Origin of the sequence: Mycobacterium sp. G7A2, from assembly GCF_041902445.1 — a bacterium.
Taxonomy (GTDB): Bacteria; Actinomycetota; Actinomycetes; order Mycobacteriales; family Mycobacteriaceae; genus Mycobacterium.
The window spans coordinates 1490676-1511429 of the sequence record NZ_CP169251.1 but is presented as its reverse complement, the minus strand read 5'-3'; the positions used below and the strand labels follow the sequence as shown (position 1 = coordinate 1511429).

At 65.7% G+C, this 20754-nt stretch carries 22 protein-coding genes and 1 pseudogene; 15 read left to right on the top strand and 8 right to left on the bottom strand.

All coding sequences use genetic code 11. From position 1 onward, the window contains the following. Nucleotide 1 precedes the first annotated feature (1 nt). Nucleotides 2-649: a TetR/AcrR family transcriptional regulator gene (locus ACEWX3_RS07400; protein WP_239342208.1), complete on the bottom strand. Its 648-nt coding sequence runs from the start codon at nucleotides 647-649 to the stop codon at nucleotides 2-4. A gap of 135 nt (nucleotides 650-784) precedes the next feature. Here ACEWX3_RS07400 and ACEWX3_RS07395 point away from each other — a divergent pair, with 135 nt between their 5' ends. From ACEWX3_RS07395 to ACEWX3_RS07380, 4 genes are all read left to right on the top strand, one after another. After that, a complete protein-coding gene (locus tag ACEWX3_RS07395) occupies nucleotides 785-2389 on the top strand; it encodes a DUF2252 domain-containing protein (protein WP_374159052.1) in 1605 nt (534 codons plus the stop codon). 5 nt (nucleotides 2390-2394) lie between these two features. Further along, on the top strand, nucleotides 2395-2724 hold the full coding sequence (locus ACEWX3_RS07390; RefSeq protein WP_374159051.1) for a hypothetical protein: 330 nt from the start codon (nucleotides 2395-2397) through the stop codon (nucleotides 2722-2724). A 190-nt stretch (nucleotides 2725-2914) separates the two neighbouring features. Continuing rightward, entirely contained in the window at nucleotides 2915-4222 is a 1308-nt protein-coding gene (locus tag ACEWX3_RS07385; RefSeq protein WP_374159050.1) for a cytochrome P450, read from the top strand. Between the two features lie 28 nt (nucleotides 4223-4250). Further along, complete coding sequence (locus tag ACEWX3_RS07380) at nucleotides 4251-4451, top strand: hypothetical protein (protein WP_374160000.1); 201 nt, start codon at nucleotides 4251-4253, stop codon at nucleotides 4449-4451. On the opposite strand, the pseudogene ACEWX3_RS07375 reads toward ACEWX3_RS07380, so the two are convergent. Continuing rightward, nucleotides 4352-5651 (bottom strand): annotated as a pseudogene (locus ACEWX3_RS07375) (DUF222 domain-containing protein). The gene ACEWX3_RS07380 and the pseudogene ACEWX3_RS07375 sit on opposite strands and share 100 nt — an antisense overlap. Nucleotides 5652-5826: 175 nt before the next feature. On the opposite strand from ACEWX3_RS07375, the gene ACEWX3_RS07370 reads away from it, so the two are divergent. The 4 genes from ACEWX3_RS07370 to ACEWX3_RS07355 all read left to right on the top strand — a co-directional run bounded on the left by ACEWX3_RS07370 (nucleotide 5827) and on the right by ACEWX3_RS07355 (nucleotide 8387). Next, complete coding sequence (locus ACEWX3_RS07370; protein WP_207065814.1) at nucleotides 5827-6084, top strand: hypothetical protein; 258 nt, start codon at nucleotides 5827-5829, stop codon at nucleotides 6082-6084. A 42-nt stretch (nucleotides 6085-6126) separates the two neighbouring features. Continuing rightward, nucleotides 6127-7161 carry a YihY/virulence factor BrkB family protein gene (locus ACEWX3_RS07365; RefSeq protein ID WP_207065912.1) on the top strand — a complete coding sequence of 345 codons (1035 nt, stop codon included), beginning with the start codon at nucleotides 6127-6129 and terminating at the stop codon, nucleotides 7159-7161. A 26-nt stretch (nucleotides 7162-7187) separates the two neighbouring features. Next, a complete protein-coding gene (locus ACEWX3_RS07360) occupies nucleotides 7188-7928 on the top strand; it encodes a DUF427 domain-containing protein (RefSeq protein WP_374159804.1) in 741 nt (246 codons plus the stop codon). 75 nt (nucleotides 7929-8003) lie between these two features. Further along, complete coding sequence (locus tag ACEWX3_RS07355; RefSeq protein ID WP_221354898.1) at nucleotides 8004-8387, top strand: lipoprotein LpqH; 384 nt, start codon at nucleotides 8004-8006, stop codon at nucleotides 8385-8387. Nucleotides 8388-8395: 8 nt separating this feature from the next. Here the strand turns inward: ACEWX3_RS07355 and ACEWX3_RS07350 are convergent, their stop codons facing one another. Continuing rightward, on the bottom strand, nucleotides 8396-9751 hold the full coding sequence (locus tag ACEWX3_RS07350; RefSeq protein WP_374159049.1) for a wax ester/triacylglycerol synthase domain-containing protein: 1356 nt from the start codon (nucleotides 9749-9751) through the stop codon (nucleotides 8396-8398). A 230-nt stretch (nucleotides 9752-9981) separates the two neighbouring features. Between ACEWX3_RS07350 and ACEWX3_RS07345 the strand changes: the two genes are divergently transcribed. Then, a complete protein-coding gene (locus ACEWX3_RS07345; RefSeq protein WP_374159048.1) occupies nucleotides 9982-11607 on the top strand; it encodes a PE-PPE domain-containing protein in 1626 nt (541 codons plus the stop codon). Here the strand turns inward: ACEWX3_RS07345 and ACEWX3_RS07340 are convergent. Continuing rightward, nucleotides 11508-12749, bottom strand: a complete 1242-nt coding sequence (locus tag ACEWX3_RS07340; RefSeq protein ID WP_374159047.1) for a PE-PPE domain-containing protein — start codon at nucleotides 12747-12749, stop codon at nucleotides 11508-11510. The two genes, ACEWX3_RS07345 and ACEWX3_RS07340, sit on opposite strands and share 100 nt — an antisense overlap. 272 nt (nucleotides 12750-13021) lie before the next feature. Next, complete coding sequence (locus tag ACEWX3_RS07335; RefSeq protein ID WP_374159046.1) at nucleotides 13022-13189, bottom strand: hypothetical protein; 168 nt, start codon at nucleotides 13187-13189, stop codon at nucleotides 13022-13024. A 99-nt stretch (nucleotides 13190-13288) separates the two neighbouring features. On the opposite strand from ACEWX3_RS07335, the gene ACEWX3_RS07330 reads away from it, so the two are divergent. The 3 genes from ACEWX3_RS07330 to ACEWX3_RS07320 all read left to right on the top strand — a co-directional run bounded on the left by ACEWX3_RS07330 (nucleotide 13289) and on the right by ACEWX3_RS07320 (nucleotide 14818). Then, nucleotides 13289-13867 carry a TetR/AcrR family transcriptional regulator gene (locus tag ACEWX3_RS07330; RefSeq protein WP_374159045.1) on the top strand — a complete coding sequence of 193 codons (579 nt, stop codon included), beginning with the start codon at nucleotides 13289-13291 and terminating at the stop codon, nucleotides 13865-13867. Nucleotides 13868-13943: 76 nt separating this feature from the next. Next, a complete protein-coding gene (locus ACEWX3_RS07325) occupies nucleotides 13944-14369 on the top strand; it encodes a DUF6632 domain-containing protein (RefSeq protein ID WP_207065820.1) in 426 nt (141 codons plus the stop codon). Then, on the top strand, nucleotides 14366-14818 hold the full coding sequence (locus tag ACEWX3_RS07320; RefSeq protein ID WP_374159044.1) for an META domain-containing protein: 453 nt from the start codon (nucleotides 14366-14368) through the stop codon (nucleotides 14816-14818). The genes ACEWX3_RS07325 and ACEWX3_RS07320 overlap by 4 nt, the downstream gene beginning before the upstream one ends. Nucleotides 14819-14826: 8 nt before the next feature. Here the strand turns inward: ACEWX3_RS07320 and fmdA are convergent, their stop codons facing one another. The 3 genes from fmdA to ACEWX3_RS07305 all read right to left on the bottom strand — a co-directional run bounded on the left by fmdA (nucleotide 14827) and on the right by ACEWX3_RS07305 (nucleotide 17041). Further along, complete coding sequence (gene fmdA / locus ACEWX3_RS07315) at nucleotides 14827-16080, bottom strand: formamidase (protein WP_221355061.1); 1254 nt, start codon at nucleotides 16078-16080, stop codon at nucleotides 14827-14829. A gap of 152 nt (nucleotides 16081-16232) precedes the next feature. Further along, nucleotides 16233-16430, bottom strand: coding sequence for a hypothetical protein (locus ACEWX3_RS07310; RefSeq protein ID WP_374159043.1), 198 nt, complete (start codon nucleotides 16428-16430; stop codon nucleotides 16233-16235). Nucleotides 16431-16492: 62 nt separating this feature from the next. Continuing rightward, nucleotides 16493-17041, bottom strand: a complete 549-nt coding sequence (locus ACEWX3_RS07305; protein ID WP_374159042.1) for a TetR/AcrR family transcriptional regulator — start codon at nucleotides 17039-17041, stop codon at nucleotides 16493-16495. Nucleotides 17042-17568: 527 nt separating this feature from the next. On the opposite strand from ACEWX3_RS07305, the gene ACEWX3_RS07300 reads away from it, so the two are divergent. From ACEWX3_RS07300 to ACEWX3_RS07290, 3 genes are all read left to right on the top strand, one after another. After that, nucleotides 17569-18867 carry a cytochrome P450 gene (locus tag ACEWX3_RS07300; RefSeq protein ID WP_374159041.1) on the top strand — a complete coding sequence of 433 codons (1299 nt, stop codon included), beginning with the start codon at nucleotides 17569-17571 and terminating at the stop codon, nucleotides 18865-18867. 80 nt (nucleotides 18868-18947) lie between these two features. After that, entirely contained in the window at nucleotides 18948-19871 is a 924-nt protein-coding gene (locus ACEWX3_RS07295) for an SDR family NAD(P)-dependent oxidoreductase (RefSeq protein WP_374159040.1), read from the top strand. Then, on the top strand, nucleotides 19861-20751 hold the full coding sequence (locus tag ACEWX3_RS07290; RefSeq protein ID WP_374159803.1) for an alpha/beta hydrolase: 891 nt from the start codon (nucleotides 19861-19863) through the stop codon (nucleotides 20749-20751). The genes ACEWX3_RS07295 and ACEWX3_RS07290 overlap by 11 nt, the downstream gene beginning before the upstream one ends. Nucleotides 20752-20754: the final 3 nt, after the last annotated feature.

Sequence of the window (20754 nt, the reverse complement as noted above, 5' to 3'; positions counted from 1 at the left end):
CCTACTTCCGGCTCGCGCGGTCGGTGGCTTTGGGCATCCCGGCGATCTGCCAGGCCAGCGCCTGGCCGAACAAGTCCTCGGAGACCCTGCCGGGGTCGGTGCGTCGCTGCCGGACCAAGCCCTGGTACAGAGCGAGCACCACGACGGCGAACGATTCCGGCGTCACGCTGCGATCGACCCCGTGGTCCTCGAGCAGTTGCGCGAGGACGTCACGCAACATCGCGAGGGTCCGGTCGGTGCCGCGCGCGAGAATGTCCATGGTCTGCGGGTTGCGCACCGCGTGCAACCAGAACTCGGTCTGCAACGCGGCGGTCTCGATGTCCTTGTCCGCAGCCGCGATCAGCATCCGCCCGAGCACCGCCAGCGGGTCTTCACCCTGCTCGCGGGCATTGCCCATCGCCGCCACGATGGCCTCGACCCGCCCCGCGGCGCGCTGAGACATCAGCTCGCTGAACAGTTGCTCCTTGCCGGAGAAGTTCGAGTAGACCGCGCCGACGGAGAAGCCGGCCGACTCGGCGATCAGTTCCACCGAGGCCGCGCCGTAGCCCTTGCGCGCAAACACCTCTGCCGCGGCGTCGAGCAGGCGCTCTCTGGTCTGCGCCCTCGCCTCCGCCCGGGTCAGCCTGCGCAGTTTCCCATCAGATTCCATATCCAGATAGTAACCATTATTCGAATACGAATGGTTATGAACTGGCTGAGAGTTCGGGCCTCTGCGCTCGTGGGCCCTGTCAGCCCCCGACCACGCTGTTTGAATGCGCTGGTCAGTGGATAGACCGCTAGCAGCATGGATGAGAAAGCCGCGACTCGGGACGAGCTCCACCACGCCGCCAAGGCACTGGGGCTCGATCTGCCGGCCAAAGCCACCAAGGCTGAGGTTCTCGAGGCGCTGGCAAGCCCGGCGGCGCACAGAAACTCCGACGGTTACGAGGAAGACAGGCGTGACGGCGCCGACGACGGCGCAGAAGAGACGGACGCCGGCGGGCGGGTCTCGGCTCGCCCGGAGGATGCGTCCAGCCGCGACGGTAAGCCGCGGATCGCCTCGCAGATGGAGGCTTTTCGCGTCCTCGCCCAGGCGCGGGCCCAGGGTCAGATGGTGCCTCTGCCGCGCATGCTGACCGGAAACGACCGGCGCACCCACGTCCGCCAGACGATCCGTGAAGACCACCAGCTGCGGATCGCCCGGCACAACGAGGAAGCGTTCGGCAAGTTCGACAAGCTCGCGTCGTCGCGGTTCTCCTTTTTCCGGGGGACCGCACTGCTCTTCTACCGGGACATGGCCGGTGACGATTCGTGGATGCCGACGGTGCTGGCCGCCGGCGATGTCCATCCGGAGAACTTCGGCGTCATGCCCAACGCCGACAACGTCCCGATCTTCGGGATCAATGACTACGACGAGGTCTTCTACGCTCCCTTCACCTGGGACCTCAAACGCGGGGCGACAGGCTTCCTGATCGCGGCCGAGGAGATCGGCGACTACGGCAGCGGCAAGCGCCGCAAGATCGCACGGTCGTTCGTGCGTGGCTACGCCGACAAGGTCAACGTCTACGCCGCCGACAACACCGAGGAATCCGCCGACCTCCGCCGCGACAACGCGCCGGAGCTCATCGCCGATCTGTTCGACGACGCCACCTCCGGCGGCCGGGCCAAGTGGCTGACCAAGAAGTACTACAACGAAAACAAGACCGGCTTTCGCGCCAGCAAGAAGTTGGTGCCCATCACCAGCCGCCGCGACGAATTCCAGGAACTGATCGACCGTTACGTCGCCGAATCCGGGCTGGTGGTGCCGCCGCGCGCTGGGACGATGCGCGTCAAAGACGTCGCCGAGCGACGCGGCCAGGGCACAGCGTCGCTGGGGCTCGTGCGCTATTACGTGATGATCGAGGGGCCCCACGCCGACGCCTCCGACGATCTGCTGCTGGAGTTCAAACAGGCCCGTCGTTCTGCGCTGGACGGCCTGGTGCCGCACTCCGAGCACGTCGTCGACGGCAACGCCGACCGCGTCGTGCACGGCCAGCGCGTGCAGTTGGTCAGCGGGGACGTGTTCTACGGCAGCATCAAGCACCGCGGTATCAGCTTCCTGGTGCGGGAGCGGTCGTGGTTCCGCGACGACATCGATCTCGACGATCTGTCGTTCAAGAAGTGGTGTGAGTACGCCCGGATCTGCGGAGAGGTGCTCGCCCAGGCGCACGCGCTCTCCGACGAGGCCGGTCTGCTGGACCACGACGTCGAACCGGACATTGTCGATGCCATGGGGATCCCTGATCTTTTCGTCGACGACATCGTGCGCTACGCCGAGGAAGCCGACGAGAGATGCCGGCGCGACCACAACGGTTTCCGGGACGATCACGAGCTGGGCGCCTTCCGTCGCATCGATCTGGTCTACCGCTGAGGCTGGTGTTTGGGCCTCCGCTGCCCGAACTGGTCGTCGCCGTCACCGCTGTGCGCCGCGGGTCGCTGTCGTTGGCGGTCGGCGACATCCTCGGCGGCAACTCCTACGACCTGCTGATCTTGGTGGTGTTGGATGCCGTATACCGCGACGGCACAATCTATTCGGCGGTCGGGCCTGCGGAGATGGCCTGGGTGGTGTTGTCGATCGTGCTGGTGTCGACGCTGATTCTGGGTCTGCTCCGCCGCCAGAAGCATGGGGTGGGCAACGTCGGCTTCGAAACGGTCCTGATGCTCGCTGTGTACGCCGGCGGCGTCGGGGCCATCACGCTGTCCTGATCTCGCCGCATGCGTTGCGTGCGGTGAACGTCACTGCGAGCCGGCGGCGCACCCATCAGGCCGGCTTGCTCAAGCCGTCACGCTCACTCGATCTCGCCGCACTCCTCTTGCACCGAACTTCACCGTGAGCCGGCGGCGGCATGCCATGGTGGCACTCGTGCGCCCACCGAGTTTGCCCTCTCCTCCGTTGATGTCCCCGTTGTTCGGCGGCCTCTATGCCGCGGCGTACGGCGTCGGCGGTCAGCCGCTGGTACGCCGACTGGTGCAGAGCTACGGCCCGGTGATCGCGCTGCCGGTCCTCGGCTACGGCCGCGTCGTCGCCGTCGCAGACCCCGCCCTCGCCAAGCAGGTGTTCACCGCCAAACCCGATGTGCTGCTGGGCGGTGAAGGGGTAGGACCGGCCGCCGCGATCTACGGTCGGCGGTCGATGTTCGTGCTGGAGGAACCGGAACATCTTCGACGGCGCAAGCTGCTCACCCCACCGCTACACGGAGACATCCTGCGGAGCTACGTCCCGGCCATCAAGGCCGCTACTCACTCGGCGATGGCGTCCTGGCCGTCGGATTCACCCGTCCGGATGCTCGATGCCGGTCGCGACCTGACACTCGACGTGATCGTGCAGGTGATCTTCGGGGTGCATGCCGCCGAAGACATCGAACGGCTCGGAAAGCCGTTCGCGGACCTGCTGGACTTGGCACTGTCCACCGAGACCCCGGTTCGTTACGCGGCACGCCGGCTCGGCGCACTGCGTTCCTGGGGCACGCTGAGGGACGTCAATCGCAGGATCGACGAGATTGTGCTGCCCCTCATCGCCCGTCGGCGCGAGACCGCAGAGCGAGGTGGCGCCACCGACGTGCTGAGCATGTTGGTCGATGCACGCGGAGAAGATGGCGATCAGCTGTCGGACAACGAAATCCGCGCTGATGTCATCACGCTCATGCTCGCCGGACACGAGACGACGGCCACCACACTGGCGTGGCTGGTGGACCTGCTGGCGCATCACCCCGACGTGCAGCGGCGCGTACGCGCCGAGATCGGCACCGGACGTACCGATTACACCGAGGCGGTGATCAACGAGACCCTTCGCCTGCGGCCGCCCGCGCCGATTACCGGCAGGATGACCGCCGAGAAGTATCGATTGGGCGACTACACGCTGGCGGCCGGAACACGCATCGTCCTGCTGCTCGATGCCATCAACCGTGACCCGGAGACTTACCCCGACCCAGACACGTTCGATCCTGAGCGTTTCGTCGGGGCACGTCCGAACCCCTACGGCTGGGTGCCCTTCGGCGGAGGGATCAAGCGCTGTATCGGCGCCAGCTTCTCGATGTGTGAGCTGACCACGATCCTGCACACCATGCTCGCCCAAGCCGAACTCCGACCCGCGAACCGCCGACTGGAATCACCGGCCACACACGCCGCCCCGGTCATCGTCCCGCGCCACGGCTCCCAGGTGTACGTCAGTCCGCTGTCGCGTCCGGTCGAGGCGTCGGCCTGAGCCGTCATGCGGCGTCGCGGGTGCGAGGTTGATCGAGGTGTCGGCCGCGCCCGGTCATGCGGCGTCGCGGATGGCGAAGTCGATCAAGGCGTCGGCCGCGCTTCGCCCCGCGGCACCGGTCGACACGAGCTATGCGGCGTTGAAGGTGATGAGGTCGATGCTCAGGCCGTCTTCGATGATGCTGCGGCGGGTGACGGGGGTTCCGGGGGCGGGTGGGGCCAGGGAGTAGTAGGTCGCGCCGGTGGGGGTGGTGTAGGTGGCGCGGTGGATGCCGTTATGGTCGGTGGTGGTGACGGTCCAGCCGGGGGCGTTTTTGGCGTAGTTGCAGGTTTCACAGGTGCCCAGGCCGTTGCGCGCGCTGGTGGGCCCGCGGTCGCGGTCGGGGGTGGCAGCCTGAATGGTCCAGGTCGTGGTGGCGGATCGGGGCGTCGCAGTACGGGGTGCGGCAGGTGCGGTCGCGCAGGTCGATGAACCGGGCCAGCCCGGGTGGGAAGAACCGGGCCCGGGATTCCATCGCGACCAGTTGTCCGGAGGTGGGGTGGCGATACAGGCGGCGCAGGGTGGCTTGCGCGTTGGTTTGGGCGGCGGTCGCGGCGTCGGCGAGCAGATGACGGGCCACCGCCGCGGGTATCGGCCCGTAGCCCTGCACCCAGGCGGGGCTGGTGTCGGTACCGAACAGGGTGGTATCGGCCATGACCAGGTTCAGCGCCACCGACACCGGCGCGGTCGCGGAGTCGCCGGTGATGCGTTCGTAGAGGGTGTCGGCCATCACCTGCCCGCGCGAACGCCCATCACAGGTCACGTCGGCTTGGCGTTTGAGTGCGGCGTAGACGCCGACGCCCTGGGCCACGGGCAGCAGCGCGGTGACATAGACCATGGCATCAGGGGCCGGGCGGGTCCACACCGCCCGATCCGCCGGAGCCTTGCGGGCCCGCCCCACGACCGCGGCGGCATCCAACCGGGCGGCGATCGTCGCGGCTTCGGCGGCCACGCGCTGATTTCCCCAGCCGGTCAGCCGGGTCAGGTCGGCGCACAGCTCGGCGTCCAGTTCACGGCGGTGTTCGACACTCAGACAGGCCGACTCGCGCACGATCAGGGTGGCCCGCCGCTCCGAGAGCGCCCCGGCCTGCAGCGCGGCCAGGGTGTGGGGCATCTCGTGGGCCAGGGCCCGCGCGAACCCGAGGTGGCGGGCCCCGCATGCCGGGGCGTCGTGGCGGGCCAGGGCGACCTCGCTGGCCAGGCCCTGCCCCCGCCGCGCGGCCGGGATCCCGGCCGTCTTCTCGGCCGCCTCCCGTTTGGCCGCCCACAACGCGGTCGCGCGGGCCTGCGCGGCGGCCGCAGCCGATTTCAGGTGCTCGCAGCGCTCCACGACGGCGCGCAGCTCAGCCTCCGACGCGGCCGCATCGATATCGAACACACTTTCGAACACGAACCCGACGCTACACCCGGGCTCCGACAAGAATCGTTGAGCGGGTTCCGGGCGAGGATGGGCTCGTCCGTTCGACGCCGGTGATGACACCGCCGCCGACAAAAGCGGTGAGGCGACTCTTTCCTCCCAACCCGAAAGCGAGCATGATCGAGGGCACGACCCCCGGGAGGGCGTGATGCCAGACATCGCGTGGCCGCACAAATTCGACGCTGCGGCACTCGACGAAATCGCATGGGGTTTCCTGTGCTCCGAATATGCCGGGCATCAGGACTGGGACGCTCCCCTGGACCGCCGACTGGACACCTACCTTCGTCACCGAGGTCTCGAGCAGATTCTCAACGATGGCTCCGTGTACAACGCGGTGCTCGACCGTGTGATGGCGAACTTCCGGCGGGCCCGACGCAACGGCGTGCTCGAACCGCCCCATAGATGACCGGCGATGCCCGGGGCGGCCTGGTCTCATAGGCTCGAGGCGATGCTCTGGGAACGCGATCGGCGGCAACTGCAGGCACGGCTCACGAGACGCGCCCAAGCCGCCAAAACGAAACTCGAGCGTGAAGGCGCCGATCGCTTCGCGCAGCTGCCCCGCCCACTGCAGCAGGTCGCCAGGCTGATCTGGCATACAGGCCGCGGCGCGATCGACGACCGGGTGCCCGGCCTCGCGGCCGAGGCGGCACTGTTCACGCTGATCTCGCTTCCAGCGTTGCTGCTGGCCCTCATCGGATCACTGGGTTTCGTCGCCGCCACGCTGGGGCCTGAGGGCACGCAGGAATTCACCGAGCTGGTGCTCGGCATCCCGGAGTCTTTCCTGTCCGACCCGACCTATGCGGCGTACGAACGCGCGGTGAACACCGTGCTTGCCCAAACCCAAGGTCGGGTGGTCTCCATCAGCCTGGTGCTCAGCATCTGGACGGGGTCCCGGGCGATCAATCGCTATCTCGAGACCATCACCATCGCCTACGGTGTGCCTCCGCGCTCGGGCTGGCGGCGTCGACTGTTGGCGTTGGGCATGACCCTTGGAGCAATGGTCGGCGCGGTGGCGCTGCTGCCGCCGATGGTATTCGGACCGCGGCTTGTGGAATGGCTGGCCCCGGACGCTGTCGCGGATACCACGCTGCGTGTGCTGGATGTGATGTTCTGGCCCAGCGTCATCGTTCTTGTGCTGGCCGCTCTCGCCACGCTTTATCACGTCGGAGTCCCTTGGCAGACACCTTGGCGCCGAGACCTGCCGGGAGCCGTTCTGGCAGTTGTGCTGTGGCTGATCGCATCTGCAGGGTTGCGTGCGTACCTGACGATGAGCGCGAGCACGGACGCCGTGTTCAGTCAGCTCGCCGTACCGATCGCCGTGGTGTTATGGCTTTACCTCACTGCGTTCGCGGTGCTGCTGGGCGCCGAGTTCAACGCCGCCATCGAGCGGATGTGGCCGCACGACAGCTACCCGTGGCGGCTACGCCAGTTGCGGAGGCGGCTGATCACTCAGTCGAACGACGAGCAAGGAGAAGGACAGTGACGGACACCCCGCAGGACTACCCCCAGATGGCGGCCGCGCGGGGCCGCGTCGAGCCCTCGCCGCGGCGGGTCCGCGGATTTGTCGGCGACAAGCTGATCTTCGACACCATGTCGGCTCGTTACGTGTGGGAAGTGCCCTACTATCCGCAGTACTACATCCCGCTCGACGACGTCCAACCATCCGCTTTGCAGGACGACAACCACCCGCAGACAGTGCAGTTCGGCCCGTCGCGACTCTTCTCGGTGATCGGGCCGACGGCGACACACCAGTCGGCCGCCCGAGTGTTCGACGACGACGGCGGGCCGGTGAGCGGTCTTGTGCGCTTCGAGTGGTCAGCGCTGTCGTGGTTCGAAGAGGACGAACCGATCTACGGCCATCCACGCAATCCATACGCCCGTGTCGATGCGCTGCGCTCGCACCGGCACGTCACCGTGGCGGTCGACGGGGTTACTCTCGCAGAGACCCGCAGCCCCGTTCTGCTGTTCGAAACAGGTCTGCCGACAAGGTATTACATCGACCAGACCGACGTGACGTTCGAGCATCTGGAACCGACGAGCACCCAGACGCTGTGCCCGTACAAGGGCGTCACCTCCGCGTACTGGTCGGTGCGTGCGGGAGACGCCGTCCACACCGATCTGGCGTGGACGTACCACACGCCGTTGCCGGCGGTTGCCCCGATTGCGAACATGGTCGCGTTCTACAACGAGAAGGTCGACATCACGCTCGATGGGGTGCCGCTGCCGCGACCGCAGACACACTTCAGCTGACCGAGCGGCATAAACGCGTCGACGAGCGGGTACCCCGAGTCCATGCGAGGCGCCGCGTGGTGGGTGCCGACCACGATGGCCGTGGTCGCGGTTTCCGCATGCTCCGCGCCGCCTGCCGCTTTGGGAACTCGTACTGCTGAAGTCCGGATCGGCGACGGCTCAGCCGAGCGCTTCCCCGTCGTCTGCAATCAGTACCAGTGGCAGTGGATCATCGAGACGCCCGAGTCGGATCCAGGCTTCACCGCGATCGTGAACACCGGTGAAACCGTCACCGCCGAACTGGTGCATCTGCGCGGCGTGGACGGGTTTTCCGGCACGTTCGGCCGCGACGTCGTCGGCGAGGGCACAGCGCGCGTCGACAACGGCGTCTTCCACATCTCCGGCACCGCGTTCGGCGGGACGGAAGACGACCCGGCGGCGATGCTCGACCGAGATTTCAGCATCCGCACCGACTGCTGATCAAGCACTCAGACGCCTCCCAGCGCCAGCACCTCATCGAAACCTGCGCGCAGGCAGTCGTAGAAAAGGTCGGCGTCGGGGATCGCTCCGGTATCGACGTCGATTCCCAGCGCACAAGTATCGACGTAAGTCAGCAGGGTGACGTTGACCGCGGACCCGATCGTCGGACCGAAGGCATACTGCATCGTCACCGCAGCGCCGCCGAGAGACACCGGCACCGGAATACCCGGCACGTCACTGGCGAGAAAGTCGACGTGGCGCAGAATCGAACCGATGTACCACCGGGGCATCAGGTTCAACGCTCCGGCGATCAATTGTGTGTGCGGCAGCGACTTCTCGTGCCTCACCCGGTCGGTGCGGCCCCGGATCTCGCGGATCCGTTGGGCGGGATCGGTGATCCCGACCGGGATGTCGAAACGCATCAGCGTGATGTGGTTCCCACCCGGAGCGTCGCCGGCGACGCGCAGGCTGATCGGCATCGACAGATGCAACGCCCCGACGTTGACGTCGTGCTTCTCGTGATAGAGCCGCAAACCACCGGCCAGTCCGGCGACGAATGCGTCGTTGAGCGCGGCATCGCAGCGGTGCGCCGCGTCGCGCAGCTGCGGCATCGGCACCTCGAGCACGTCGAGACGACGGGTCAGGGTGCGGTTGGTCATCAACGGCGATCCGGTGTGATTGACCGGACGCACGGTGCGGTACACCGATGCGGCCAGTTCGGCCGCTGAACCCACGGAGCGTGCCGGGTTTCGGATCCCCTGCAAGACCAGCTTCGGAAGCGACGACAACGCGGCGGCCGTGCCGCCGAGGGCACTGACGCCGTACCGAGCAGCGTCGAGATACCCGTCCAGCGGAGACGGCGACGACGGTGCCGGCGGAGCCAGATCATCGGTGGACAGGTCGGACAGCCCGAACAGGGCCATCGCGATCTGCACTCCCCCGACACCGTCAGTGAGCGCGTGGTGGAAGGTGCACAGCACGGCCGCGCCACCGTCGGCCAACCCCTCGATCAACGTGATCTTCCACAACGGCCGCGCCCGGTCGAAGTCCTCCATCTGCGCCAGCCGGGCCATCTCGAGGACGTGGCCGAGGGAGCCCGGCGCGGGTGCGGCAATCCGGCGCATGTGGAAGTCCAGGTCGAACTCGGCGCACGGCTGCCAACGCGGCGGAGCCGACAACGGCGAGTTCACCACGCGCTGCCGCATCATCGGCAGTTCATAAGTGAGCCGCTCAACGCGGTCGCGCACCTCGGCCCAATCCGGCGATGCGTCCAGCAACAGGACCGTCACCACCGTCGACCGCAACCGCGGGTCGCTTTCCATGGACCAGGTGAATGCGTCACTGCTGCGCATGAATTCGTTCATCGTGTGCTCCTGCTCACACCTCACGGTAGGACGCGCGCCGAAGATTCGACAGGCTTTGCGCCCAGAGAGGACCTTGTGCCCTCGAGGTGACGACGCAAGTCCCGAAGAGTGCCACGGGGCAGCTTGCCAGAGCCGAAAGACCTCCAAGGCTGGGACGAAAGCCTCTTCGGCGTCGCGGGTGAGGCGGTGACAGTCAGAAAGCTGAGAGCGGCCCGGAACGAGGTGAACCGATGCGCCGATGCACCTGCTCCACCATCGCCGTCCTGACGGCGGTTGTGTCAGTGATCGGTCTGTGGACCGGCGCGATGGTCAACTCGGCGTTCGCTTGGTCGGCTACCGCGCTCATCATGGGCGGTAACTCCCACCCACTGAGTATCCCGCAGGACACGACGGAGTTCATCACTGACTACGTCGATTCAGCCGACACGTACTTCATCCGTCCGAGCGGTCTGTGTGACCGGCCGTGTGCCCTCGTGGCCGTCTACACCCCTGAAGAGTTCCGTTTCGTCACCGGCTTCTTCGACATGACCTTCGACCAATCGGTGGCCGTCGGACAAGCGAACCTCAATGAGTGCGTCAAAGGAAATCCGTGCACGGTGACGAGCGCGCCGTACGTCCACACCGACCTCCGCGCGCTGGCCGATAGCTCCTATGTGATCTACGGATACTCCGAAAGCGCCACGGTCGCGAGCAACCAGAAGCTGGACCTGATCGCGCACCCGACCTCGACTCCGGTGAGCTTTCTGCTGCTCGCGAACCCCAATCGGCCCAACGGCGGCATCCTCGAACGTTTCGTCGGGACGTACATCCCCATTCTGGGCGTGACGTTCAACGGGGCCACGCCGACGTTTTCGCCCCAGCCGGCGCCACTGACAACTGTCGACGTCGCCCGCCAGTACGACGGTTGGGCCGACTTCCCCACCAATCCGCTGAACTTGCTCGCAGACGTCAACGCCTTGCTCGGAACGGTTGTGCTGCACGGTAATTACTTCGGCACGACCGCTCCACAGTTACAGGGCCAGTATCGAGATACCACCTACTACCTGATCCCGACCGAGGTCGTCCCGTTGCTCGTACCGTTGACGTGGATCCCGTTGGTGGGCCGGCCGTTGGCGGTCGGCCTCGATCCTGCTCTGCGCGTTCTGATCGAGATGGGCTACGACCGCACCGTCAATCCGGGCGAGCCGACCCCGGCGCGATACTTGTACGTGCCGGATCTCGTGAAGGCCGTCGTCGACTTCCTCGTCGCGATTCCCACCGGCGTGGACAACGCGATCAGTGAGTTGACCGGAGATCCGAACTGCCGACCGTTGCACACCGAGATACCGAACAGCCCGTTCGGCGTGGGCGGGCCTCCGGTGTACACGGGTGCCGTCGACCCCTACGGCGAACCCGTGCCTTACGACACCATGCCGGCCGATACGGACACCGGTGGGGTCACCGCTGCCGACCATGCGCCGACCGTGCCTGGCGAAGCGCTGGAAGAGGACGCCACCGACGCATCTTTGCCTGGTGCAACCTCCAGCGGAGACTCGTTCGACCGGGGAGGAGACCAGCAGGTGCAGTCTGCTTCGGAAGTCAGCCTCACCGACACCGACACCGACACCGACACCGACACCGACACCGACACCGATGATGGGGTCGTGACGACTGAGGCGTGGACCTCCGAGATCCCCGTCTCCGAGAAACCCGCGCGTGAGGGCCCGCAGCCCGATATCTCTTCAGGCGAGGACAGCCGTGCGTCCAGCGATGATGATCAGGTCGCGGAGTCGTCGTTCGACCGCGTGTCTACCCCGCTGGATGACTCCGCCGAGGACGCCACGTCGTCGGACTCGGGCGGGGAGACCGCAGCCTGATCTTCCCCGCTTTCCTGCACGGCATCTGATAGCTGTGACTCATCCGTCTCGGTGAGCTCAGCAGCTTCTGGCTGTCCGGTGGCGAACGACGCCACAGCATCATCCGATGCGCTCTCCTCGCCGGGATCTTCCAAGTCGCGCGGCGCGGGACTCGGCCACGACCCCTCCGACTGTTCGTCGATCGCGCTTTCCACATCGCCTTCCAAGGCCGTGGGATCACTGCGATTGTCATTCGTTTCGGGCAGAGATCGGTCTGGCGCAGCGCCCGGGGCCTCTGGCTCCAGTACCGCCGACGAGTTCGGCTCGACGACTGCGACGCGCGGCTCGGCGGCAGCGGCGTTCACGGCGACCGAACTGGCGGCATAGGTGCCAATCCAGAACCGCCGGTAGGCCGAATCGATGATCGGCCTGAGCACGGCGTCGAAGAAGTCGATCAACCCTTGCGGCGCGCCCGATTCCACCAACGGCTGCAGCAGCGGCAGGACAGCAGTGGGGATGAGGACCGTAGTGGTGACGCCCCCTCGTGAGTTCGCGGTGCTGATGACATATTTCGCAGGCACTGTCTTGATGTCGTAGAAGGCGCTCGATACGTGGAGCTGCTCGGCGCCCATGACTGCATTGATCACCGCCAGCGGGTTCAGCCAGTTGTCCGGCCAGTCGGCAACCCCGTCATATTCGGCCTTGACCACGATGACGTCGTACGGAGTTTCGGGCACATCGTGGTAAGTGACGCCGGTGAGAAAGTAAAAGACAGGGCTGAGCGTTGCCAGGATGACCGCGTCCAGTTCGTCCGGTGATGGCGGATTCGGATCCTTTGCGAGTCGACGAAGAACCTCGATCACTACTGGAGCGCCCTCGGATACCCCTCCGATGGTTTTCGGGCCGGCGGTCGCATAGGTGGCAGCGTAGAGATTGTCGGTTCCTACCTCGAGGGAGTAGCTGAAGTCGTCCGGCAACCCGGGATAGGGAACGTTGACTCGCGTGTAATCAGCAAAGTGGCCGCCCATTGCCGATGCCATCTGTTCATCGGTGAGCGTGGCGTATTGCCCGGTGCCTCCGACAAGCAGCGCGGTCGCGGAGTTCGCGATAGCTGGACAGCTCGCCGCGAGGGAAAGACTGAGCAGAAGAGCCAATCGTCGCATGGTCGTTCCTTTTCGCCGCTGCGCTGGGGCGTTATACCTACCCAGGTATATTCACCCGCTTGTGACCACCGGGAAAAGGGACCTAAGTCCTCACTGATCTTGTTGCTTGAGTCGCCATCTGCGAATCACTTCGATATCGCGGCGGCAGTTACGCGAACCCCACGGGAAAGACCTTCCAGCACTAACGGCGGAGGCTGGGTCGACGTTTCCAAAGGCCTGCCGACACCACCCCGGCAGCCTTGTCGAAACCCAGCGTGCCGCAGAGCCTCCGGTCAGTTCCGCAGCACAGGATCCACTAGCAGCACCACTGCGTCGTGCGCCGGCTCGGGTGGCGCAGGTCGAGAGCGGCCGTTCGGCGCGACGGGCACGCCGTGCCGGATGGCGCTCGCGGTGTCGATTCCCCGCGCGAACTCGGCGGCAGCGTCGACGACGGACCTCATCCATGTAAGCATTTCCTCAGCCCTTTCATCTCACCGATCTGTGAAGTTCACGCCGTACGCTACTATACTGATCTGTGAAGTCAAGGGAAGGGGCCGACGGTGAAAAGCGATGAACTGCGGCTGACGCCCGGCGCGAGGCGCATCCTTGAGGTGGCGTCGCACCTGTTCTACCGCGACGGCATCCACGCGGTGGGCGTCGACACCATCGCCGCCGAATCCGGTGTCACGAAGCGAACGCTGTACGACCGGTTCGGCTCCAAGGACGCTCTGGTCGCGGCGTACCTGCGTCGGCGACACGAACTGTGGTGGCAGCAGTTCGAGCAACGTATCGCCGCAGCCGAATCACCGCGTGCGCTAGTGGTTTTCGATGCCTACCTCGACGACGCGACCATGGTCAGCCGCGGCTGCGCCTTCGTCAACGCCGCAGCTGAACTACCCCGCGATCACGCCGCCTACACCGCAATCCGCGAACACAAGCAGGCGGTGCGCGACCGGCTCGCCGAACTGGTGGCAGAGGACCGCCCTGACCCCGCCGAGGCGCGCCGGTTGGCCGAGCACGTCTTTCTCCTGGTGGAGGGTGCGATCGTGCACCGCGGGCTCGACGACAGCACCCAACCGATGGATACAGCGCGGGACATAGCCCGCGATCTGCTGAATCCGGAGCCGATAACGACCTAGTCGCTGAGTTGAAAACAACCAAGAAGACCGGACAACGTGAAAATATGGGCCTGTACCTCGACGAGGGGCGGTGCTGATGTCCGGGCACAACGAAACCAACCGCGGTCCGGTCTTCCTGCTGAGGGTGGCGGTCGCGGTCATCGGGCTGATCTTCATCCTCGGCGTGTATCCGTTGACGGTGGTGTGGCCGTCGGGCTGGGCGTGGGGACACGGATCGTCGCACTACCTGGCCATGATCATCGGCCTGTACGCCACGCTGGGCGTGTTCCTGCTGATGGCGACGCGTGATCCGCTCGCCAACCGAAGCCTGATCTGGTTCACGGCGGTATCCAGCGCGGTGCACGCCGTGATCATGGCCGTCCAAGCACTCGCGGATGCCGGCGAGCGGGGTCATCTTGTCGGTGACGTTCCCGCCTTGCTCATCGTCGCCATTGTTCTGGCGTTGTTGATGCGCCGCGCGGAAACCCCGCGCAGCATGACCAGCGCCCCGCACACACCGTGAAAGCCGCGATCGCCGCTGCGACGGCCGCGGTGCTGACGGGGTGTTCTGCACCGACCGCGGAAGCGGCCACGAGCCTCGACGGGACGACGTGGAGGCTGACTGAAATCCAATCCATGGACGACGCACAGGGCACCACCACAGTTCCGGCAGAGCAGCTGTACACCGTTGACTTCGGCGTCCGCGACGGCGAATCCGGCCGCGCCGCCTTCCAGATCGATTGCAACCGCGGCTCGTCGAGCTGGCAGGCCAGCGCCGATGACTCCGCCGACTCAGGACAGCTCGATTTCGGCCCGATCGCTGTCACCGAGATGGCCTGCCCGCCCGGATCGTTGGACCAGCGCGTGTCGCGGGCGCTGACGGCCGTGCGCAGCTACGTGCTCCAGGACGGGCGCTTGCACCTCTCCCTCTTCGCCGACTCAGGCATCCTGACCTGGGAGCCCACCGACTGAAACACGGCTCAGAAGCTGGCGTGCGGAGCGCCCATCCCAGGATCGATCTGGTGCGGACCCGACGCGGACGGGGCGATCGGGAAGTCGAAAATCGCAGTCGGAATATAGACGGTGGCACAGGAATTGGGGATGTCCACCACCCCGGACAGCCGGCCCTCGATCGGCGCCGAGCCCAGGAGCAGGTAGGCCTGCTCCGGGCTGTAGCCGAATTTCGTCAGATAGTCGATGGCGTGCAGGCACGCGCGCTGATAGGCCAGGTCGGAGTCCAGGTATTTCTGCTCGCCGTCGAGCGTCACCGACGTGCCGGAGAACGCGATCCACTCCGAGTACTGCGGATCGGTGTTGCCGGGCATGAAGATCGCATTCTCCGAAACCCCGTACGTCTGCATGCCGCCTTTGATGAGGTCGACATGCAGATCCAGGAAGCCACCCATCTCGATGGCGCCGCAGAAGGTGATCTCACCATCGCCCTGGGAGAAGTGCAGGTCGCCGAACGACAGATTCGCTCCCGGTACGAAAACCGGATAGAACACCCGCGTGCCCTTGGTGAGGTTCTTGATGTCCTGGTTGCCGCCGTTCTCCCGCGGCGGTGCGGTGCGGGCGGCTTCGGCGGCGACCCGTTCGAAGTCGTCACCGGTCAGCGAACCCAGTATGGCGTCCTGCGGTTCAGGCGGAAGAGCAAGGGGTGGAACGCGATCCGGGTCGGTCGCAATGAGGGCTCCCTCGCGGCGATTCCACTTCGCCAACAGCTCAGCCGACGGCGCGGTGCCCATCAGACCCGGGTGCACGATGCCGGTGTACTTCACCCCTGGGACGTGTCGAGACGTCGCGCTCTGCCCGGCGAAATCCCAGATCGCCTTGTATGCGTCGGGGAACTGATCGGTCAGGAATCCGCCGCCGTTCTGCTTGGCGAAGATTCCGGTGTAGCCCCAGCCCTGACCGGCCAGGGGTCCGGAATCCTCCTGAGGAATCGGGCCCACATCCAGGATGTCGACGATCAGCAGGTCTCCCGGTTCGGCTCCCTCCACCGCAAACGGCCCGGAAAGACAGTGCACACCTTTGAGTGGGGCATTGAGGATGTCGTCGGCCGAGTCGTCGTTGTGGATGGCGCCGTCGAACCACTCCCGGCAGTGCGCACGAAACGTGTCACCGGGTTTGACGGTGACCGCGGCCGGGATGTCCGGGTGCCACCGGTTGTGGCCGACGATCTGCTGATCAGTGAATTTCCTGCTGGAGTCAAGCGGATAGAGCAGTTCGGGCACGTCGTCCTCCACGGTCGGGTCTCCGAGCGGCTTACCCCTTCGAACCTAGACCTCTGTGAACGGTGTGGCCACAGCTCTCATCGTCTTATGGTGATATGTATGCCTTCGTATAGGTTTCGATGCCCGCAAGGGTGTCCCCCGTTCAGCGAACATCACCCGATCAGCGCACCACCGGAGACGGTGCCGTGCGCGGATTGCGGCCGGCCGGCGCGTCGGCTGATCGGATCACCGGCGCTGGGCGCGGGACGTAAGGCGGCCGTGCAGCTGCACGACGCCACCCGCGCGACAGCAGACATGCCGACGGTCGTCGACCGACTGCCGTCGAACACGCGGGCCACGCCCGTCAGCACCAATCCCCTCCATCGCAAATTGCCGCGGCCATGAGCGGGCCGCCAAGGCCGCACCACCCGATCTAGGGGCTGCCGAGGGCAGGACCGATGAAACGGCGGACCATCTCCACTTCGCTGTCGCGATCCCGCCCCGGCCACAACCACAGCCCCAACGTCGCCCGTATGAGCCACTGCGCGGCCGCCTCGTCAGGTCGACCGATGATCTCCTCGGCTATCGACGCGATCAGCCGCGAATCGGTGAGCCAGTCTCCTCCCAGACCGGGCACCACATTGTTCATGATCACGTGTCCCAGGGGTTGGGCACGAATGAGTTCGAGAGCGACCACAACCGCAGTCGCTACCCGTTCTGCCCCCTCGAGATCGACTATGGCCGCACGGACCGCGCCGACGACCTGCATCGAGAGCCGCAGGGTGACGGCCTCCATGATCTCGGTTTTACCTCCGACGTGCCGGTAGATCGTGGCCGGCGAGCAGTGCACCCGTTGTGCGAGCGCGCCGATGGTGAGTGCTTCGAACCCTTTCCGCAACACGATGTCTGACGCCGCTTGGTAGATCCGGTCCGCCGCGGCGGCGCTTCGGTCTCGCCCTACCAGCCAGTCGGTTCTCGCCATGCCCCATACAATCCCATGCTGCTAGCTCCGGTGGCTTTTCTTGCGGTTTGAGACAACATGACCCGCTTGTCGCAGTCGAAGGCGCTGGTGAGTGGCTTACGGTGAGACACAATCGGGTGTTGGACATGCGGTTGGCTTCGCAACATCAGCTCAGCCTATTGACCTTCGTCGCCTCGACTGGCCAGCCTGATGCCATGGACGGCAGGCGAGCACCGGCACTTCAGGCCGGGCACGAGTGCGCCCGGGCTCTGCCGAACCCTGACCGCAGGGTACGAGTTCAGACCGTCGCCCTGTTGGGGCCCTTCGGCACCAAGACGTGCAGCCGGACAAGACATGAGCGCTGAGGACTGTTCGAACGATGTCGTCGTCGCGCGGCTCTGAGCCAGCGAGCCCGGCATCCCGGCACCATGACGACGAGGTAGCGACGTCAGGGCCGCTCCTGTGAGTCGTCGTGGGGAAACGACGTCGCGGCCCCGGCGTCAGTATTCAGCGGTTCGGGTGGTTTCAGAGAGGACGTTTGCACAACGATGACGACAACTGACGACAGTGGGGGCGTTCTCACGTCCATACGCCCCTTCGGCACCGCGTTGCAGATGAATCTGGCAGCAGCACTGCGTACCAGACGGCTCGGGACCAGAGGTTGGCAAGGAGCCGTCAATACGGCGTACGACCCCCTCGACCCGGCCACGGCTGCCGACCCCTTCGCCGCCTACCGTGCCCTGCACAGCGGTGGCCGTCTCCACTACAACGCGAAGAGAGCAACCTGGGTCGTCTCCCGACTCGAAGACGTACGAGCTGCCCTGCGGGATACCGACAAGATCAACAGCAGTCAAGGTGTCACCCGCGTCCGCATGGCGGCCGACCTGGTCGTCCTCACCGACGGCCAGCAGCACAGCCGCCTGCGGAAGCAGGTGCAGCCCGCATTCACCAAGCGAGCTCTCGACAGCTGGCAAGCCATCACCGGTCGCCTCGCAACCGAACTCGTCGACAACATGCTCGCCAACCCAGGCTGCAACGTGGTCGAGGAACTCGCTATCCCCATGCCCTTGAGGGTGATTGCCGGCATCTTGGGCATTCCGGAAGCCGATATCGCTGACTTCCGCCGGTGGTCCGAGGGCGCGGTGCAGATGATCAACTTCACCCCGACGCCCAGCGGAATACTGGGTGGCGCGAGGTGCCTGGCGTCAGCTCTGGCGCTCCGCCGCTATTTCCTCAAGCAACTCGCCAGTGGCCACCTCAAGGGATCTGGCACCGTGTTGGGACGGTTGATCGAACACAGCACGGACGGCAACATGACCGATGAACAACTGTTCTTGATTTCGATCCTGCTTCTCATCGCCGGCAATGAGACCACCACAAACCTCCTCGGTGGGATGTTCGACGTCTTTGCTCGAAATCCCGAGGAATACGACAAGATCCGCGCCAATCCGGATCTCATTCCGATGGCCATCGAAGAGCTCCTGCGTTTCACCAGCCCGATCCAGAACCTGTACCGCTACACCTGCGCCGACTACGACATCGGTGATGTCACCATCCCCAATGGTTCACGGGTGCTGCTGTCCTTCGGCGCCGCCAACCGTGACCCGCTCGTCTTCGACGATCCCGACACCTTCATCGCCGACCGGAATCCGCGCATGCATGTCGCTTTCGGGTACGGCGCGCACATGTGCATCGGCGCACCGCTGGCCCGCATGGAAGCCGAAGCCGTGCTGCGCGAGCTTGTCGAGCGTGTCGAGCGGATCACGACGACGGGGCCTACCACCTGGTCGACCAACAGTTCGCTGCGGGGACCGACGGTGCTGCCGGTTCGCCTCCAGCAATGCTGACGAACACGAAGTCCCACTTGACGGGCCGCCGCGGGAAATGACGAGCCCACGACGCAGCGATCGAATTGGAGTCTTGCCGGATGGCGAAGAAGCACACGTGGGGGGAAAACGACGTTCCTGATCAATCCGGTCGGGTCGCGGTCGTAACGGGATCAAATACGGGCCTCGGGCTGGACACCGCACGGGTGCTGGCGAAGTGCGGAGCGCAGGTCGTGCTGGCCGTGCGCAATGTGGACAAGGGCACGGCGGCAGCTGACGAGATCCGCCGGTCAGTCCCGCGGGCGCAGGTCACGGTGCAGGAGCTCGACCTGGGGTCGCTCGCAGCAGTCCGCACCGCGTCGGCAGAACTGCGCGCCGCATACCCGCGGATCGACCTGCTCGTCAACAACGCCGCGGTGGCGTTCCCGCCGAAGACAACGACAGCCGACGGCTTCGAACTGCAATTCGCCACCAACCACCTCGGCCACTTCGCGCTGACGGGACTGCTGTTGGAGAACATGCTCGACATCGAGGGCGCCCGGGTGGTTGTGGTCGCAAGTTTGGACCACAAGCTCGGCGGTGCAATACATTTCGATGATCTGCAGTGGGAGCGCCGATACAGCGGCGCGCTTGCCTACGCCCAGTCCAAGCTCGCGAACTTGATGTTCTGTTACGAACTGCATCGACGATTGAGCAGAGCGGGGGCACCGCTCATCGCAGTCACCGCACACCCCGGATACACGAAATCTGATCTGTTCCGGAACATGTCGAAACCAGTCCATGCCTTGATGACGTTGTCCGGGCCGTTCCTCGGCCAGGATCCCGCGAACGGTGCATTGCCGCAGCTGTACGCCGCGACGATGCCCGACGTGCGCGGTGGTCAGTACTGGGGACCAGACGGATTTCTGGAGATGGCCGGTCGTCCCACACTGGTGCGGTCGAACAAGAAGTCCTATGACCAGCAGGCGCAAGAGCGGTTGTGGACCGTCTCCGAGGAGTTGAGTCGTGTCACGTATCCGATCTGACCACTACCACCCCGATCTGAGGGCCATCGCGCGCGTGCTCCCCCGTTCGCCGTTCAACAAGGTGACGCTGCCGGCGCTGCGGGCGTTGGCCAGACGCGCACCGTCGACCACCGAGGGCGTGGAGATCGTTGCCATCACGCGTAGTGCCAGTGTCCGGCTCTACCAACCCGAAGGCCCATGCTCGCACGGCGGCGCACTCCTGTGGATCCACGGCGGCGGATACGTTCTCGGAACGGCAGCCCAGGACCACACGCTGTGCCGACGGTTCGTCCGTCGCCTCGGCGTTCCGGTTGCGTCCGTCGACTACCGACTGGCTCCGAAAGATCCCTATCCGGCGGCCCTCGAGGATTGCTATTCGGCGCTGGCCTGGCTGGCGCGCCAACCCGGTGTGGTGCCCGGCCGGGTAGCGATCGGCGGCGCGAGCGCGGGTGGCGGTTTGGCAGCGGCGCTGGCTCTGCTGGCCCGCGATCGCGGCGACCCGACACCGTTGTTCCAGCTGCTGGTCTATCCGATGGTCGACGACCGACCGTCCAGTCGCCCCGGCCTCGCGTCTGCGCACCACCGGATGTGGAGTGAGAAGAGCGATCGGCTGGGCTGGCAGGCCTACCTCAAAGGCGCGGATCGCCGATCTGCCGTCCCGGCGCGGCACGACGACCTGTCCGGTCTTGCGCCGGCATGGATGGGCGTGGGAACGGTCGATCCGCTGTATGGCCAGGACGTGGAGTACGCACATCGGCTACGCGACGCGGGTGTGCCATGTCAGCTCGACGTGGTCGAGGGGGCATTCCACGGCTTCGACATCGTCGCCTCCAAGAAGCCAGTGGCGCAACGCTTTTTCGATCGGCAGTGCGACGCGCTGCACGCTGCGTTCGAACGCTGACTC

Coding starts and splice junctions, on each gene's coding strand:
- ACEWX3_RS07400 (WP_239342208.1), bottom strand. CDS start 649: ATGGAATCTGATGGGAAACTGCGCAGGCTGACCCGGGCGGAGGCGAGG.
- ACEWX3_RS07395 (WP_374159052.1), top strand. CDS start 785: ATGGATGAGAAAGCCGCGACTCGGGACGAGCTCCACCACGCCGCCAAG.
- ACEWX3_RS07385 (WP_374159050.1), top strand. CDS start 2,915: ATGTCCCCGTTGTTCGGCGGCCTCTATGCCGCGGCGTACGGCGTCGGC.
- ACEWX3_RS07370 (WP_207065814.1), top strand. CDS start 5,827: ATGCCAGACATCGCGTGGCCGCACAAATTCGACGCTGCGGCACTCGAC.
- ACEWX3_RS07365 (WP_207065912.1), top strand. CDS start 6,127: ATGCTCTGGGAACGCGATCGGCGGCAACTGCAGGCACGGCTCACGAGA.
- ACEWX3_RS07360 (WP_374159804.1), top strand. CDS start 7,188: ATGGCGGCCGCGCGGGGCCGCGTCGAGCCCTCGCCGCGGCGGGTCCGC.
- ACEWX3_RS07355 (WP_221354898.1), top strand. CDS start 8,004: ATGGCCGTGGTCGCGGTTTCCGCATGCTCCGCGCCGCCTGCCGCTTTG.
- ACEWX3_RS07350 (WP_374159049.1), bottom strand. CDS start 9,751: ATGAACGAATTCATGCGCAGCAGTGACGCATTCACCTGGTCCATGGAA.
- ACEWX3_RS07345 (WP_374159048.1), top strand. CDS start 9,982: ATGCGCCGATGCACCTGCTCCACCATCGCCGTCCTGACGGCGGTTGTG.
- ACEWX3_RS07340 (WP_374159047.1), bottom strand. CDS start 12,749: ATGCGACGATTGGCTCTTCTGCTCAGTCTTTCCCTCGCGGCGAGCTGT.
- ACEWX3_RS07335 (WP_374159046.1), bottom strand. CDS start 13,189: ATGAGGTCCGTCGTCGACGCTGCCGCCGAGTTCGCGCGGGGAATCGAC.
- ACEWX3_RS07325 (WP_207065820.1), top strand. CDS start 13,944: ATGTCCGGGCACAACGAAACCAACCGCGGTCCGGTCTTCCTGCTGAGG.
- ACEWX3_RS07305 (WP_374159042.1), bottom strand. CDS start 17,041: ATGGCGAGAACCGACTGGCTGGTAGGGCGAGACCGAAGCGCCGCCGCG.
- ACEWX3_RS07300 (WP_374159041.1), top strand. CDS start 17,569: ATGACGACAACTGACGACAGTGGGGGCGTTCTCACGTCCATACGCCCC.
- ACEWX3_RS07295 (WP_374159040.1), top strand. CDS start 18,948: ATGGCGAAGAAGCACACGTGGGGGGAAAACGACGTTCCTGATCAATCC.